At 41.6% G+C, this 17207-nt stretch carries 15 protein-coding genes and 1 tRNA gene; 11 read left to right on the top strand and 5 right to left on the bottom strand.

Annotated features, from left to right (window positions below):
* Positions 1-88: 88 nt before the first annotated feature.
* Positions 89-640, top strand: a complete 552-nt coding sequence (locus FO440_RS10625; RefSeq protein ID WP_144248161.1) for a WcaF family extracellular polysaccharide biosynthesis acetyltransferase — start codon at positions 89-91, stop codon at positions 638-640.
* Positions 641-699: 59 nt separating this feature from the next.
* Here FO440_RS10625 and obgE read toward each other — a convergent pair whose 3' ends face one another.
* From obgE to FO440_RS10605, 4 genes are all read right to left on the bottom strand, one after another.
* Entirely contained in the window at positions 700-1698 is a 999-nt protein-coding gene (gene obgE / locus FO440_RS10620; protein WP_144248160.1) for a GTPase ObgE, read from the bottom strand.
* 97 nt (positions 1699-1795) lie between these two features.
* Complete coding sequence (locus FO440_RS10615; RefSeq protein WP_144248159.1) at positions 1796-2368, bottom strand: adenylate kinase; 573 nt, start codon at positions 2366-2368, stop codon at positions 1796-1798.
* 54 nt (positions 2369-2422) lie between these two features.
* Positions 2423-2499: transfer RNA gene (locus tag FO440_RS10610), tRNA-Arg, on the bottom strand.
* A gap of 84 nt (positions 2500-2583) precedes the next feature.
* Positions 2584-3045, bottom strand: coding sequence for a redoxin domain-containing protein (locus tag FO440_RS10605; RefSeq protein ID WP_144248158.1), 462 nt, complete (start codon positions 3043-3045; stop codon positions 2584-2586).
* A 195-nt stretch (positions 3046-3240) separates the two neighbouring features.
* Between FO440_RS10605 and FO440_RS10600 the strand changes: the two genes are divergently transcribed.
* The 10 genes from FO440_RS10600 to atpC all read left to right on the top strand — a co-directional run bounded on the left by FO440_RS10600 (position 3241) and on the right by atpC (position 16140).
* Complete coding sequence (locus FO440_RS10600; protein ID WP_144248157.1) at positions 3241-5652, top strand: ABC transporter permease; 2412 nt, start codon at positions 3241-3243, stop codon at positions 5650-5652.
* Positions 5653-5734: 82 nt separating this feature from the next.
* Positions 5735-6121 (top strand): ribosomal maturation YjgA family protein, encoded by a 387-nt coding sequence (locus FO440_RS10595; RefSeq protein ID WP_144248156.1) that lies wholly within the window; start codon positions 5735-5737, stop codon positions 6119-6121.
* Positions 6099-6581 carry a hypothetical protein gene (locus FO440_RS10590; RefSeq protein WP_144248155.1) on the top strand — a complete coding sequence of 161 codons (483 nt, stop codon included), beginning with the start codon at positions 6099-6101 and terminating at the stop codon, positions 6579-6581. The genes FO440_RS10595 and FO440_RS10590 overlap by 23 nt, the downstream gene beginning before the upstream one ends.
* A complete protein-coding gene (locus tag FO440_RS10585; protein ID WP_144248154.1) occupies positions 6578-7336 on the top strand; it encodes an oxygenase MpaB family protein in 759 nt (252 codons plus the stop codon). The genes FO440_RS10590 and FO440_RS10585 overlap by 4 nt, the downstream gene beginning before the upstream one ends.
* Positions 7337-7411: 75 nt before the next feature.
* Positions 7412-8989, top strand: a complete 1578-nt coding sequence (locus FO440_RS10580; protein ID WP_144248153.1) for a TlpA family protein disulfide reductase — start codon at positions 7412-7414, stop codon at positions 8987-8989.
* A 48-nt stretch (positions 8990-9037) separates the two neighbouring features.
* Positions 9038-10573, top strand: a complete 1536-nt coding sequence (locus tag FO440_RS10575) for a cryptochrome/photolyase family protein (protein ID WP_144248152.1) — start codon at positions 9038-9040, stop codon at positions 10571-10573.
* A gap of 102 nt (positions 10574-10675) precedes the next feature.
* Positions 10676-13033, top strand: a complete 2358-nt coding sequence (locus FO440_RS10570) for an ABC transporter permease (protein ID WP_144248151.1) — start codon at positions 10676-10678, stop codon at positions 13031-13033.
* A 50-nt stretch (positions 13034-13083) separates the two neighbouring features.
* Entirely contained in the window at positions 13084-14070 is a 987-nt protein-coding gene (locus FO440_RS10565) for an NAD(P)H-quinone oxidoreductase (protein WP_144248150.1), read from the top strand.
* Positions 14071-14305: 235 nt separating this feature from the next.
* Positions 14306-15811, top strand: coding sequence for a F0F1 ATP synthase subunit beta (gene atpD, locus FO440_RS10560; protein ID WP_144248149.1), 1506 nt, complete (start codon positions 14306-14308; stop codon positions 15809-15811).
* 80 nt (positions 15812-15891) lie between these two features.
* Positions 15892-16140, top strand: a complete 249-nt coding sequence (gene atpC, locus FO440_RS10555; RefSeq protein ID WP_144248148.1) for an ATP synthase F1 subunit epsilon — start codon at positions 15892-15894, stop codon at positions 16138-16140.
* Positions 16141-16205: 65 nt separating this feature from the next.
* Here the strand turns inward: atpC and FO440_RS10550 are convergent, their stop codons facing one another.
* Positions 16206-16988: a Fic family protein gene (locus FO440_RS10550; RefSeq protein ID WP_144248147.1), complete on the bottom strand. Its 783-nt coding sequence runs from the start codon at positions 16986-16988 to the stop codon at positions 16206-16208.
* Positions 16989-17207: the final 219 nt, after the last annotated feature.

The following is a 17207-nucleotide window of genomic DNA, read 5'->3' as shown; positions in this document are numbered from 1 at the left end:
CATACTATATTTAATGTTTTTATATACATTGTGATTATGGTCAGTCTTTATTATTGGATAAAAACCGATATTACCGGCAATAAACAACATGCAAAAAACTGATCTCAGGTCATATAATAATTCACCTTACCACCCCGGGGGGAGTGTACTAAAAAGAATTTTATGGCATTACGTAAACGGCATTGTGTTTAAAACAAGCCTGTTCCCGGTTTACGGCATAAAAACAGCACTGTTGCGTTTGTTTGGTGCCAAAATTGGCCAACAGGTTGAAATAAAACCCAACGTAAATATCAAATACCCTTGGAACCTTAACATTGCTGATGAGGTATGGATAGGCGAAGATGTTTGGATTGACAGTTTGGTGATGGTAACTATAGGGTCTAACGTTTGTATATCACAAGGGGCCATGATACTTACAGGCAGTCACGATTATAAAAAGACTTCTTTTAATTTAATAACCGGCGAGGTTGTACTGGAAGATGGTGTGTGGATAGGTGCCAAAGCCGTTGTCAACCAGGGTATCACCGTTGCATCGCATGCGGTACTGACTACCGGTTCCATCGCTACAAAAGACTTGGAACCCTATTCAATTTACCAGGGTAACCCCGCCATAAAGATCCGCCAAAGGATTATTGATTAGTATTTCAGGCTAAATCAAACTACCATCCGGCAAACTGCCTACTGTAAACTGCAAACTGCCTACTGATTATTTATCTCTTTCCAAAGCAGGTCTTTCAACCCATCAATATTTTTTTGAGCTACTGATGATATAAAGACAGACGGTACATCCTTTGGTACCTGCTGTTTCATCTCTGCCTCTAACTCCTCATCCAGCATATCAGCCTTGGTAACAGCCAGCACACGTGGTTTATGCATTAGCTCGGGATTATATTCGTTCAGTTCTTTTAAAAGGATCTCGTATTCTTCTTTTATCGTGCGTGTGGTATCGGCAGGTACCATAAAAAGCAATACCGCGTTACGTTCAATATGCTTAAGGAACCTAATGCCCAGGCCCTTCCCTTTTGATGCACCCTCGATGATCCCCGGAATATCAGCCATAACAAACGACCGGTTGTTACGATAAGCCACGATACCTAAATTAGGTACAAGGGTTGTAAAAGCGTAATCGGCTATTTCAGGCTTTGCTGCGGATACTACCGATAGTAAAGTAGATTTACCGGCGTTCGGGAATCCTACTAAGCCTACATCAGCCAGGATCTTTAGTTCCAGTACGTTCCATATTTCCTGGCCTTCTTCGCCGGGCTGTGCAAAACGCGGAGTTTGACGTGTAGCGCTTTTAAAATTGGCATTCCCCAAACCGCCGCGGCCGCCTTTGGTCAAAATTTTAGTTTCGCCGTCAGTATTGATCTCGAATAGTATTTCGCCGGTTTCCGCGTCGCGCGCTATAGTGCCCAGTGGTACCTCCAATATCTCGTCCCTGCCGGTTTTACCGGTACTTAACGAGCTGCCACCCGATTCTCCATCGCCGGCAATAACATGTTTTCTGAATTTTAAGTGCAGTAAGGTCCAAAGCTGCGCGTTGCCTTTTACAATAACGTGGCCGCCACGACCGCCATCGCCACCATCAGGGCCACCGGTAGCCGTATGTTTGTCGCGGTGCAAATGCGCTGATCCTGCGCCCCCTTTACCGGAACGGCAACAAATCTTTACGTAATCAACAAAATTTGAACCTGACATTTTGATTTCGGATTTTGAAATTCGAATTTCGGATTTATATAATTAAAGTTGATTTGACTATTAATCAAATCCGAAATCGAACATCCGAAATTCGAAATTAGTATGAAGCAATAACCGCGTCAATAGCGCCTGATATTTCGGCTATTGATCCTATTCCGTTTATGCTTTTAAATTTGTGTTGGTCTTTATAAAAACCGGCAACAGGTGCGGTTTTATCATTATATTCTTTTATTCTTTTTTGGATGATCTCCGGGTTAGCATCATCCGGGCGACCTGAATCTTTACCTCTTAACAATAAGCGGTGCTCCAATTCATCGTCGTTAACCTCTAACGCAACCATGCCTGATATGGCAGATCCTTTACTTTCAAGCAAAGTATCTAATGCTTCGGCTTGTGCAACCGTACGCGGGAAACCATCAAAAATAAAACCTTCGGCATCTTTATTCGCGTCAAGCTTATTGCTTATCATACCTATCACTACGGCATCCGGCACCAATAAACCTTCGTCCATCAGCTTTTTTGCTTCCAAACCAAGTTCAGTACCCTGTGAAATTTCTCCGCGAAGAAGATCACCGGTCGACAGGTGGATCAAACCGTATTTTTCGATAAGTTTTTGTGATTGAGTACCTTTCCCGGCTCCCGGCGGGCCAAATAATACTAAGTTGAGCATGCGCGTTTTTCAAATTAAAAGCCTTCCGGTGTTATACTGAAAGGCTTAATTTATTGGTGCACTTGTAGGGATTCGAACCCCAAACCTTCTCATCCGTAGTGAGATGCTCTATCCAATTGAGCTACAAGTGCAATATTCTATTTTAAAAATATCCGCTTTTTTTACGGACTGCAAAAATAGGATTTCTTTTTAAAAGTGTCGAATATATTTGAAAATTACTTCACTTTTTCAGCAATCGCCGCAAAATCAGGCAAATCGCCTGCAGATTCTAATACTTCTGCATAAATAATGTTCTGTTCCTCGTCAATAACAAAGGCTGCTCTTTTAGATACCCCTTTCAGGCCAAATACAAATTCTTCGTAAATAGCGCCGTAAGCGGTTGATACCTCTTTGTTAAAATCTGATAGCAGATCAAACTGGTAATTATTCTCTTCTTTAAACTTAGCCAAGGTAAAAGGCGAATCGACAGAGATCCCCAGGATAGTCGCGTTTAAGCCATCATAATAGCCAAAGCTATCGCGCATGGTACAAAGCTGCGTGGTGCATACACCCGTAAAAGCCATCGGGAAAAAGTGGATCACCACTTTACGGCCTTTAAAGTCGGCCAGTGAAACTTCTTTTAATGCTGATGAATATAACTTAAATTGTGGTGCCGGCTGGCCTATAGTTAATGACATAGTTTGTGTTTTATTTTCTGCAAATAAATAACAATTAAGTTAAAATAAGATGCCTGTTTTATTACAGGTGAGTCATTTTTTAACATGCAAAAAAGAAAGTACTGTCTGTAAATACCATCAGGCTGCTTTAACTTAATTTAACAAAATCGATGCTAATGATAACATAGCTTAGCACTAATAAACTTAAGCCCAAAAATGATCAGGAATTATATTAAAACAGCGTTTCGCAGTCTTTTAAAAAACAAAGGCTTTACCACAATTAATGTTTTAGGATTAGCGTTTGGCCTGGCTGCCTGCCTGTTAATTGTGTTTTATGTAATTGATGAATTAAGCTATGACAAGTTTAACACTAATGCAAACAGGATATACCGGGTAAATACAGATATCAAATATGGCGGCAACGCGTCATCGTACGCAATTACCCCGCCACCGCTTGCGGCCGCTTTGAAAAACTTCCCGGAAGTAGCCGGTACCATTCGCTTACTACATGACGGCGGCCTTCGTATTAAAAAAGGAAATGAAAATATACAGGAAGAGAAAGTTGTTTACAGTGATGCAAACGTTTTTGACGTTTTTACTTTACCGCTGATTATTGGTGATGCAAAAACTGCTTTAAAAGATCCTTATTGTGTGGTTGTTACAGAAAGTACGGCCAAAAAATATTTTAACACTACACATGTTGTTGGTAAAGTACTTACCATTAATAACACTACTCCTTTTAAAATAACAGGGGTAATGGCCGATATCCCTGCGCAGTCTCATTTCAATTTCGATTTCTTTTTATCCCTGTCATCACGCGACGAAGCAAAAAGTACCAACTGGCTAAATTACGTGTGCAGTACTTATATCCTGCTTAAACCGGGCGCATCGGCTAAAAGTGTCGAGGCCAAATTTCCGGCTTTAATGCACAATGCTATTAACACCCTGCCCAACGAGGCTGATATGAACATGGACCGTTTGGAAAAATCGGGCAATTACTTCAGACTGAACCTGACCCCGATGACGGAAATCCACCTGTCGTCAAACCGACGGTATGAACTGGGCGTCAACAGCAGCATGCAGTACGTTTACATTTTTTCTGCTATCGCGATATTTATCCTGCTGCTTGCATGTATCAACTTTATTAACCTATCAACCGCCCGTTCTGCAAGCCGTGCCCGCGAGGTTGGGGTACGTAAAGTTTTAGGGTCGCCGCGCAAATACCTCATAACCCAGTTTATTTGCGAGTCTGTTTTAATAACAGTGTTTGCTACTGTAATAGCCGGGGTAATCGCTTGGTTATTATTACCGGTATTTAATAATATATCGGGCAAAAGTTTAACTATAAACCTGCATACGCTTGCGTGGTGGCTGCCGTTCTTATTAATAACAGCAATTATGGTTGGCGTATTTGCAGGGATATATCCGGCCTTCTTCCTGTCATCCTTTAAACCTGTAAATGTATTAAAGGGTAAAATAGCCACGGGCTTTAAAGGGGGCAATATGCGCGGCTTTTTAATTACCATGCAGTTTACCGTGTCCATATTTTTGGTGATAGGCACGCTGGTTATTTACAACCAGTTAAATTATATACAAAACCGCGATATCGGATTTAACCGCAACCAGGTTTTAACCATAAAAAATACCGGGGTTTTAAATAAGCAGGCCCGTACTTTAAAACAAGAAATAAAACAACTGCCCGGCGTTAGCAATGCCACCTTAACCAGCTTTTTGCCAACAGGTAAAAACCGTAACCCGGATGCCGTTTTTGTTAATAATGTTACCGACCCAAAAAACGCGCTGTTTACCGAGATCTGGACAATAGACGACGACTACCTGAATACTACCGGCATGAAAGTGTTAAAGGGTAGAAATTTCAACAAAGACCTGCCTACAGATTCAACCGGCATATTAATAAACGAAGCTGCGGCCAAAATGCTTGGCTTTTACAATGATCCGCTTAAGCGAAAACTATATAGCCCCCAGCCGGGCAGGGTAAAAGAATACACTGTACTTGGGGTGGTAAAGGATTTTAATTTTAACTCGTTAAGAGACAACATTACTCCGGTGGTAATGATACTTGGCAATGATAACCGCGATCTAAGCGTCAGGGTAAATACCAAAGACCTTACTGCTACCCTCGCACTCATCAGGCAAAAATGGAACACGTTGTCGCCCGGCGAACATTTTGACTACTCATTTATGGACGAGGATTTTGACGCCGCTTATCGCGCCGAGCAACGTACGGGCACCTCATTTTTAATATTTACCATGTTAGCCATTGTCATTGCCTGCCTGGGCCTATTTGGCCTTACCGCCTATGCAGCAGAACAACGCAGCAAAGAAATAGGCATCCGCAAAATACTGGGTGCAGAAGTATCAGCCATTGTTGCCATGCTCTCAAAAGATCTGATAAAACTTGTAGTAATTGCGATAGTTATTGCCATTCCGCTGGCATGGCTGGTCATGCAAAAGTGGCTTCAGGGATTTGCTTATCGCCAAAATATCCAGGTCTGGGTCTTGCTACTGGCTGGTACAGGTTCTTTGTTCATCGCTTTTATTACCATCAGCATTCAGTGTTTTAAAGCTGCATTGGTGAATCCTGTTAAAAGTTTAAAGGACCAATAATTTTTTCTTACAGCAAACAACAGCTTGTTTAATAAAATATTTATCATTTACTTTGTATTACAAAGTACTTTTAAATATCATTATGCTTCATTTTAATACACGTTATTGCCTGCTGACTGTTTTATTGTTCATCACCGAAGTGCTTATTGCCCGGTATATGAACGATGCCATCATCCGCCCCTACGGTGGCGATTTTTTGGTGGTGATATTGGTCTATTGCTTTGTAAAGACATTTTTTAACACGCCGGTACTCGGCACTGCAATCGGCACATTGCTGTTTTCTTACCTGGTTGAAATTTCGCAGTATTTCCATTTGGTAGATCTATTAGGCTGGGGTAACTGTAAAATAGCAAGGATAGTCATGGGCACCTACTTCACTTTTGTCGACCTGCTAATGTATACACTGGGTATTTTATTGGTACTGATCATTGAAAAACTATTTGGCCATGAGCACACTCCGAAAAATTAAATTGCAACGTCGTATCCGCGTATATATCGGCATAGTGATAGCCGGCTTACTGCTAAGCGGCATAACCGCGTTTCCTTTAGAAGGCGAACTGGCTATACTGGTAAGACACCAGCCTGCTACAGGTTTTATAGGTATATGGCTTAGCAAGGTTTATTACGCAGTAGAAACAACCAATAGCAAATATCCCTTTTTAAGTTACGGCACAGACTGGCTGGCATTTGCCCATATAATGCTGGCTATATTGTTTATCGGTCCGCTTAAAAACCCGGTGAAAAATATTTGGGTGATAGAGTTTGGGCTGATAGCTGCCGTATCCATTTTCCCGCTCGCTTTTATAGCTGGTAGCATTAGGGGGATCCCATTCTTTTGGACCATGATAGATTGTTCGTTCGGCATAGTTACTTTACTGTTGCTGGTGCCCTGTTATGCCGATATAAAACGCTTAAATACATTAGCATGAAGTATTTTGTAGATCAGGGTTCCATCGTACGTAAGATCTGGGGTAAGGCCGATACCACCCTTTTTATTTTTGCCGGCTCGGCTGCCGAGTTTGCATTGAACAAGGCGGTAGACTGGCTGTACTTCACCGGCAAACTTCCTGCTGACCCGCTGGGACGCTTATTTTCGACGGTTACCTATGCCAGGGAGATCATTTTTGCTGAGGAGGAGGCAGCGCTGGCGGCTATTGATAAAATAACCGCTATACATAAAAGCGTTGAACAAAACCGCGGCATGCAAATACCCGACTGGGCTTACCGCGATGTGCTATTTATGCTGATAGACTATTCCATACGCTCGTTCGAGCTATTGGACAGACCCCTCACTCATGCCGAGCAAGCCGAAGTATTTGATGTTTTTTACCGTGTCGGCCTGCGCATGCAGTTAAACGGCCTGCCTGATAATTTTACCCATTGGCAGCAAATGCGCCGGGAGCACCTGCAGCAAGATTTGGCTAACAGCACTTACACTTATCACCTTTACCAACAATATAAAAAGCACCTGGGCTGGTTAAGGTACGCCTTACTGGTAAAAGTACAGTTGTTATTGGTACCTGCCAGGGTAAGTGATTTAGTGCAATTGGGTAAAGCAGGCTGGATCAGGCCTATATTAAGCAGTTATAAGTTTTTAAGGCGATTAAACGTAGAAACAGTACTTAGAAACGCGTTGTTGCCAAAGGAGTATAAGGTGCAGATAATGGGGTTGGATAAGCGATAAGCTTATCCGGTTAGCTTTAGTAATGTAGGTTATTGAAATTGTTATATCTTTAGCATTAATATAAACCTTATCTACATGAAACGCCTATTTATCGCCTGCGCTTTTTTACTGTGTAACATTGCTGCGTGGGCACAAAATGCTAAGATCAATATTACTATTATTAATGGCACATCGCCCCATTACGCGTTATGGGTACATAATCTTCTTTTTAAATCAGAGAACGAAAAACAATTTTATAAAATTGACTCGGCAACTAATATCCGCACGGCGTCGCTCAGTTACAATTTATCAGAGCCAAAAGTTATCTCCATTTATTATAGTTTAGCAAATGACAAAGACGGATATCAGCAATACTATTTCTTTTTATCTCCCGGAGATAACATTAATTTTAAGGCCGATCTAAAAAAGCCGGGAAATGCTATTGAAATAAGCGGTAAAGGAGCAGCAAACAATTATCCATTAGACTTACGCGGAGTTGACTACGAAAAACTTTATAGCGACAGCTTACCTAACCGCATAATAGCTTCTATCAATGCACAATATCAAGTTAATAAGCAAGCCCTTGCCAATTATATAGCTAAATACAAACCCACTGCGTTATTTATAAAAGCTAAAACTTATGAAGCGCAATATATGGCAAGCCTTAACTACCACCAGTTTAAAGAGAATAATAAATATCGTATCTCTGAAAAATATGGCAGGCTACAACCTATATGGGAACGTATACAAGACAGTTTATTTAAAACATTAAAGCCTCAAATCATCTCAGCAAAAAAAGCTAATGGTAAAACTAACGCGCTTAATCAACCTATAAGTACCATAAATAATGATGATGCCCTGGTTTCTGAAAATTATAAAGAACTTTTACAAAGTTTTATGCTGCGCGAAAAAGAGCGATTATGGAATGAATACGGTACCAATCCTGAACGCTTTTTTAAACAATGGTATGATGCGGACCTGATTACTGGCAGAAAAATGTTCCAGGATGATATGTCAAACCTGTTAAAGGAGAAGATCATTAATACTTATTTTACGGGCAGATCAGCAGACTTTTTATATGCCACGCTAACCCAGGAAGCACTGCACGAAAGTGACCCAAAAAACCTGGTTACGATATTTGAACGATATAAAAAACTATATCCTAAAAGCCCCTACACAAATGAGTTCGAAGCACAAATTAGCGAAATTGCAAAGCGGGAATCAAAGCCACTTACTGACAAAATGCTTTTCGTAGCCGAAAACGGTACCAAACTAAAAACATTTGATGAGGTATTGGCGCTAACTAAAGGCAAAACGGTTTTAGTTGATATGTGGGGTACCTGGTGCGGCCCTTGCCGCGAGGAGATTGAAAAAAACTCGGCCGCTATAAAAGATCATTTTAAAGGCAGCAACCTGGAGTATCTATACGTTGCCAATTTTGACTCGAACAATGAAGCAACCTGGAAAAAACTGATAGCTTACTTTCACCTTGAGGGCACGCATATTTTAGCCAATGACGATTTAAATAAAGATATCATGTCAAAAATTAACGGTAATGGCTATCCTACTTACTTCATCATAAAAAAAGATGGCAGCTATGAATTGTCAAAAGCCGGCTACCCCATGGATCGCGACGTATTAATTAAACAATTAGAAAGCGCGATGGCAGAATAAACTTTAATTCGACGCAAAACCATACTTTGCCCGGCCTGTTACTTAATCATGCCCAAAACGTTACGCTTTATACTTGGCGATCAGCTGAACAGCAACTATAGCTGGTTTAAAGAAGTAAACCCAAACGTAACTTACCTGATGATGGAAGTGATGCAGGAACAGGATTATGTGATGCACCATATCCAAAAGATCCTGGGCTTTTTCGCCGCCATGCGCAACTTTGCCCATCAGCTCAGCAAAAAAGGGCACCGGGTTATCTACCTTAAACTGGACGATGCTGATAACAAACAGTTCATCGATCAAAATATCCATTTCCAGCTAAACCAACATCAAATTGAAAAATTTGAATACCAACTACCCGACGAGTACCGCCTTGACGAACAATTAAAAGAATTATGTAAAGGCTTGTCCATCCCCTTTGAGGTTGCGGATACCGAACATTTTTTAACCACCCGGTACGAGGTAAAGGATTTTTTTGGCGATCAGAAAAAATACCTGATGGAAAACTTTTACCGCCACATGCGGGTAAGATTAGACATTTTAATGGATGGCGGCAAGCCTGCAGGCAATCGCTGGAACTTTGATACCGAGAACCGTAAAAAATATGACAACAAAGTACCGCTGCCGGAAGTATTAGTTTTTGACCAGGATCTGTCAACGTTAAAAGAAATGGCCGACAAAATGGGGGTAAAATATTTTGGTAGGGTGAACGAGAAAGAATTTGCCTGGCCCCTATCGCGCGCTAAGGCTTTAAAAGCTTTGGATAACTTTTGCGAAAACCTGCTGCCACATTTTGGCACTTATGAGGATGCCATGTTGCAGGAGCATATCAGTTTGTTCCACTCGCGGTTGTCGTTTGCGCTCAACACAAAAATGATAGCACCTGCCGAGGTGATCGGCGCTGTTATCACCCACTGGCAGCAAAATAAAGCTACGATTACCATTGAGCAGGTTGAAGGTTATATCCGCCAGGTGATTGGCTGGCGCGAGTTTATGCGGGGCGTTTATTGGGCTAAGATGCCCGGCTTTGCACAAATGAATTTCTTTAACGCTAAACGCAAATTGCCCCAATGGTTCTGGACGGGCGAAACCAATATGAATTGCCTTAAAAAATGCATCGGCCAATCATTAGATTTTGCCTGGGCGCACCATATCCAGCGCTTAATGGTGATAGGCAATTTCGCGCTGATTGCCGGCTTAAACCCTGATGAGGTAGATGAATGGTACCTTGGCGTTTACATTGATGCCATACAATGGGTAGAGATAACCAACACGCGTGGCATGAGTCAGTTTGCCGACGGCGGCATCATCGCGTCAAAACCTTACGCCGGATCGGCAGCTTACATTAATAAAATGAGCGACTATTGTAAAAGCTGCCATTACGATCACAAAAAACGGCATGGCGAAAAGGCTTGCCCTTATAACAGTTTATACTGGGACTTTTTTCACCGCAACACGGATAAACTAAAGTATAACCCACGCATAGGCATGATGTATAAATTATTAGATAAATTTACCAAAGCCGAGTTAGAAGCCACCCTACTACAGGCGGACGAATATTTAAACCGGCTTGATAGTTTGTAGCGAGCCATAGCTGTATTGTGCTAGTTATCAAAAAAAAAACAAAAACATTCTTTGATAACTAAATAATTAGTTTTAAATTTATCATGTAACACCTAAACAGCCATGATAAAGAATTACATTAAAACAGCTTTTAGAAGCCTCTTAAAAAACAAAGGCTTTACATTCATTAATATTTTTGGCCTGGCCCTCGGTTTAACCATCTGCCTGCTTATTATTTTTTATGTATTCGACGAATTAAGTTATGACAGGTACAATACCAAACATGACCGCATTTACAGGGTAAATACAGATTTAAGATACGGCGGCACGACAACAACTTTTGCCATTACCGCACCTCCCGTATGTGGCGCTTTAGTAAAAGAATTTCCTGAAGTTGAAAATTCTGCCCGAGTTGCCCCGGCCTTAAATATCAGGTTTAAGAAAGGCGACCAAGTTATTGACGAAAACATTGCTGTTTACTGCGATCCATCGCTGTTTAACATTTTTACTTTACCAATGATAGAAGGCAATCCTGAAACTGCCTTATCTGACCATACTTCAATTGTGATATCAGAATCGGCAGCCAGGAAATACTTTAATACCGTACATGTTTTAGGCAAAATATTAACCATGGTTAATGACAACAATGCTTACAAAATAACAGGAGTTATAAATGATATGCCTGCTCAATCACATTTTCGTGCAGACTTTTTCATGGCGCTTGATGACCATAACGATCACGGCTGGATGCATTTTAACCAAACCACGTACGTATTGTTAAAACCGGGTGCTGATGTATCCCGTTTAGAAAGCAAATTTGACGGGCTGATGAAACGCAACCTAAACACAGGCGACTTTAATTACGATAAGTTTTCTGCAAAAGGCAATTTCATCAAGCTGTCATTAACGCCGCTTACAGATATTCACCTAAAATCCAACAGACAGCGTGAGCTTGCTGCAAACGGCAACGTACAATATATTTATATCTTTTCGGCAGTGGCTTTATTTATTTTGGTGCTGGCTTGTATCAATTTCATGAACCTGTCTACCGCGCAATCTGCCAACCGTGCCCGCGAAGTTGGGGTGCGCAAAGTCTTAGGCTCATCGCGAAAACATTTGATAGCGCAATTCCTGTCAGAGTCTGTAATGATAACACTTGCGGCAACCATGATAGCGGTATTAACCGCATGGGCACTTTTGCCAGCGTTTAATAATCTATCGGATAAAAACCTGGCTATTACCCTGCAAACATTTACATGGTTATTACCGGCATTACTGCTGATTATTGTAATAGTTGGCGCACTGGCAGGGGCTTACCCGGCCTTTTTCCTGTCGGCTTTCCAACCCATCCATGTTTTAAAAGGCAAACTAACCGCGGGATTTAAGGGTAGTTTTCTCCGTAGTTTTTTAGTGGTGTTTCAGTTTTCCATATCTATTTTCCTGATCATTGGTACGGTAGTTATTTACAATCAGCTTAAATATATTCAAAGTAAAGATCTTGGTTTTAAGCGCGATCAGGTGCTCATAGTTAAAAACGCGACAGTTGTTGATGACGCGCAAATATTAAAGCAGGAAATTAAACAATTGCCCGGTGTTGAAAATGCAACGCTAACAGGCTTTTTACCTACGGGTGTTAATCGCTGGCCAAATAATGTTACCACAAGTATGGGTAAATCCATACAAACAGAATTTTGGGTGGTGGATGAAGATTATATTAATACTATGGGAATGGTTATAACAAAAGGCCGTAATTTCTCTAAATCTCTCGCTACCGATTCAGCGGCAATAATTATTAATGAAACTGCAGCGAAAATGCTGAATTATAAAGATGGCAGCGAAACGCTGAATAATAAATACCATATCATCGGCGTAGTAAAAGATTTCAACTTTGCATCGTTACGAAACAATGTAACCCCGTTAGTAATGGTATTAGGCCATGATTGGATGGCATCTTTAAGTATCAAGATGAATACGGCAGGCCTACCGGCAACACTGTCGGGCATCCAAAATAAATGGAAACAGTTGGCACCAAATCACCAATTTGAGTATTCATTTATGGATGCAGACTTTAATGCTTTATATAACAATGAGCAACGCATGGGCAGGATCTTCGTTATATTTACTTCGCTTGCTATTTTTATCGCGTGCCTCGGTTTATTTGGCCTTGCGGCATACGCTGCCGAACAACGAAACCGCGAAATAGGGATCCGTAAAGTTTTGGGCGCAGGCGTTGCCGCACTTATGATCATGCTATCCAAAGATTTTATAAAGCTGGTATTTATGGCCATACTCATAACCACGCCATTGGCGTGGTGGGCCATGCAAAAATGGTTACAGGGCTATGCCTATCGCGAGGGTATCCATTGGTATATTTTCCCTGCCACCAGCCTGGTTGCAATATTGATCGCCATTATTACCGTCAGTTTTCAATCGGTTAAGGCAGCGCTGGTTAACCCGGTAAAAAGCCTGCGGAGCGAATAGCAAAACATGATGACCGTGTAATGGTTTATTGTGATAACTTAGCCATAGCCATGAAAGCCATCGTCATCACCCAACCCGGTCCTCCGGAAGTTTTACAAATTACCGAACGGCCCATACCTGCTTATGCAGCAAACGAAGTGCTGGTAAAAGTTGCTGCCGCGGGTGTTAACCGGCCAGATGTTGCGCAACGTAAAGGGCATTACCCGCCGCCAGCAGGCGCGCCACAGGATATCCCGGGTTTAGAAATAGCGGGGACCATTACCCATATCGGCACTAATGTAACCCATCTTAAAGTTGGCGATATAGTTTGCGCGCTGGTAACAGGCGGCGGCTATGCCGAATACTGCAACGTCCCCCAAGGGCAATGCCTGCCCATACCTGAAGGCCTCAGCTTTGTTGAAGCGGCATCATTACCCGAAACCTTTTTTACGGTATGGAGTAATGTATTCGACCGCGGCCACCTGCAACCCGGCGAAAGCCTGCTTATTCATGGCGGTTCAAGCGGCATTGGGGTGGCCGGCATCCAGATGGCAACGGCTATGGGCAGCACCGTTTATGTAACGGCAGGGTCTGACGAGAAATGTAAGTTTTGCGAGGATCTTGGCGCAGTGAAAGCTATCAACTATAAAACAGAAGATTTTGAAGCAGTAATAAAATCGGTAACCGGCGGCAAAGGTGTCGATGTTATTTTAGATATGGTTGGCGGCAATTACACCCCGCGCAACCTGCGGGCCCTTGCCGACGATGGCCGCCTGGTAATGATCAACATGATGGAAGGTAAAGACACGCAGGTTGACCTTTCTGTCATCCTGCGCAAGCGGCTTACCATAACCGGCTCAGCACTACGTCCGCGCACTGTCGAATTTAAAAGCGCTATAGCCCGGGAATTGCAAGAAAACATTTGGCCGCTACTAATATCAGGTAAAATCAAGCCGGTAATCAATGCCGTATTTTCTGCTGACAAAGCCTCTGAAGCCCATGTACTGATGGAAAGCAGCCGGCATATTGGCAAAATAGTTTTAACTTTTGATGCCTGAAAAGCAATATGTACAATTGTTTAAATATTAATCTTTTATAGCATACAAAGCGCTTTTTAAAAAATAATTGACTGTAAGCGCTAAATCATTGCATATTCATTAATCATAAGTGTAAAAAAATCTCACTTTAAGTATTTTAATATTGTATTATAAACCTTAACTTTGCGCCCTGAAATAGCGCTAAAAAGGTTTTAAACTATTTTAACAATATATTTAAAAAAATACCCGGTTATATATGCCAAACATTGGAAAAATATCACGGATCATCGGTCCGGTAGTCGACGTTAGTTTTGCAGAGAATGCACATCTTCCTAAAATTTACAGTGCGCTTGAGATCACCAAAGAAAATGGCCAAAAGGTTGTTTTAGAGGTGCAGCAGCACTTAGGCGAGGACCGCGTACGTGCGGTAGCGATGGATTCAACAGATGGTTTATTGCGCGGCATGCCCGTTCTTGACCTTGAATCGGCAATTAAAATGCCTGTCGGCGAAAATATTAAAGGCCGTGTATTTAACGTGGTTGGTGATGCTATCGATGGTATCGCAAACTTAGATAAATCAGCAGGTCGCCCAATACACGCTGCCCCTCCGCGTTTTGAGGACCTGGCAACAGAAGCAGAGGTATTATTTACCGGTATTAAAGTAATTGACTTATTAGAGCCTTATGTAAAGGGTGGTAAAATTGGATTGTTTGGTGGTGCCGGTGTAGGTAAAACCGTATTGATCCAGGAGCTGATCAACAACATCGCGAAAGCGTATGATGGTTTATCAGTATTTGCCGGTGTGGGTGAGCGTACACGTGAAGGTAATGACCTTTTGCGAGAGATGTTGGAATCAGGCATTATAAAATATGGCGATGCATTTATGCATTCAATGGAAGAAGGCGGCTGGGATCTTTCAAAGATCGACAATGAGGCTTTAAAAGACTCAAAAGCGACCTTCGTTTTTGGACAAATGAACGAGCCTCCTGGCGCACGTGCACGTGTGGCGCTTTCAGGTTTAACTATTGCAGAATATTTCCGTGATGGTGATGCAGAAGGCAAAGGCCGTGATATCTTATTCTTCGTTGATAACATCTTCCGCTTTACACAAGCCGGATCTGAAGTATCAGCGTTATTGGGCCGTATGCCATCTGCGGTGGGTTACCAGCCAACTTTGGCAACAGAGATGGGTACCATGCAGGAGCGTATTACTTCAACAAAACGTGGTTCAATCACATCAGTACAGGCGGTTTATGTACCTGCGGATGACTTGACCGACCCTGCGCCGGCTACAACTTTTGCCCACTTAGATGCTACAACCGTATTGTCACGTAAAATTGCCGAGCTTGGTATTTACCCTGCGGTGGATCCTTTGGATTCGACCTCACGTATCCTTAGCCCTGCTATCTTAGGCGACGAGCATTACAACACCGCTCAGCGCGTTAAAGAAACTTTACAACGTTACAAAGAGTTACAGGATATCATCGCCATCTTAGGTATGGACGAGTTATCTGAAGAAGATAAATTGGTAGTATCACGCGCACGCCGTGTACAACGTTTCTTATCTCAGCCATTCCACGTTGCCGAGCAGTTTACCGGCTTAAAAGGCGTATTGGTTGATATTAAAGAAACCATCAAAGGCTTTAACATGATCATGGATGGCGAAGTTGACCAATATCCTGAAGCAGCATTTAACCTTGTAGGCAGCATTGAAGATGCTATTGAAAAAGGTAAAAAATTATTAGAAGAAGCAAATGCTTAATTAGAATCAAGAGACAAGAATCAAGAACCAGGACAGTAAAATCTTGTATCTTGATTCTTGACTCTTAACTCTCACAAAACATGACATTAGAAATTCTTACCCCCGATAAAAAAGTGTTTGAAGGCGAAGCTACCTCGGTAACTCTTCCGGGCACTTTGGGCTTTTTTGAGATATTAAACCACCACGCCCCCATCATTTCTACCTTGCAGGATGGTAAAGTAGTTGTGCGCGGCAGTGGTAAAGAAGAAGTTTTTTATATAAAAGGTGGTGTTGTTGAAGCTTCAAACAATGTAGTAACCGTACTTGCCGAAGGCATAGAACAACGCTAATCTTTAAGATAATTTATGAAGGAAGCCTGGATTTATCCGGGCTTTTTTGTTGGGGATTTTATTCTCTACTCCAACGCTTCCGACAACATCAGCAAAAACGGCAAAGCCCGATTATAATCCAACAACTCATATTCTAATCCTAACAATCTTATATTACTATAATAGGTCTGATGGTCGGTATAATAGCTTTTCTCTGATTGAATGAACCAGGCTTTGTCGCCCAATTTTTGCGCTAAGAACCATTTTTCAAGCAAGCGGGCTGTACGACCGTTACCGTCATTAAACGGATGGATCTTCACAAATGCTAAATGGATCAACGCCGCAAAAAAGAAAGCTTCTTCAATACGCAACTCTGTATTAAGTAAAACAGCTATATCATTATACAGTTTATTAATTTCTGTCTTTACGATGCCTGGCGCACAGGCTACATATTCAATCTTACCGTCACTTGTGGTTACAAACATATTACCGGTGCGTAAAGCGCCGCGTTGTTGTTTTTGCAAAATATGGGCAGTTAATAGCGTATGCGCTTCCTTAACAGAATCTTCATTTAAAGGCGTCTTTTTTGCAAATTGGTAGGCTTCGTACAAATCGTCAATTTTTTGTGTATGATCCGGTGTAAACTTTACCCCCATCAGTTTATGTTTGATGAAAGAATCCAGCTCCATTTTTTCACCTTCAATTTTTGACGAAAAAACTGCCGATACTGACGTGTAAAAGCTAAAAGCATCTACAGACAGCTCACTATCCTTTAGTGCATCAAACTTTTCGGCCATGGTTTGGCTTACATGTCCGCAATAGTCTTCAAGCAAGGCCGTCGGCAATATCTCAAATTGCGTTTTCTTCATCTTTTAGTAACAAGTATCAGCACCAAATATACCATCAATAAATAACAACTTTTTACGGCCCTACCCCAATTTCAGGCAGAAAAATCACTCTTTACTATGCATGCATAAAATCAATACCGAATACCGTTTTGAACTTTGGTATAGTTAGCTAAAAATTATATTTCATTAATTAATATAAAAAACGAATTATAAATCATAATTATATAAAATAAAAGAATA

The organism is Mucilaginibacter corticis, from assembly GCF_007558865.1.
GTDB classification, from domain to species: Bacteria; Bacteroidota; Bacteroidia; order Sphingobacteriales; family Sphingobacteriaceae; genus Mucilaginibacter; species Mucilaginibacter corticis.
The sequence above is the reverse complement of the archived record's forward strand: the minus strand, read 5'-3'. Positions and strand labels throughout refer to the sequence as shown.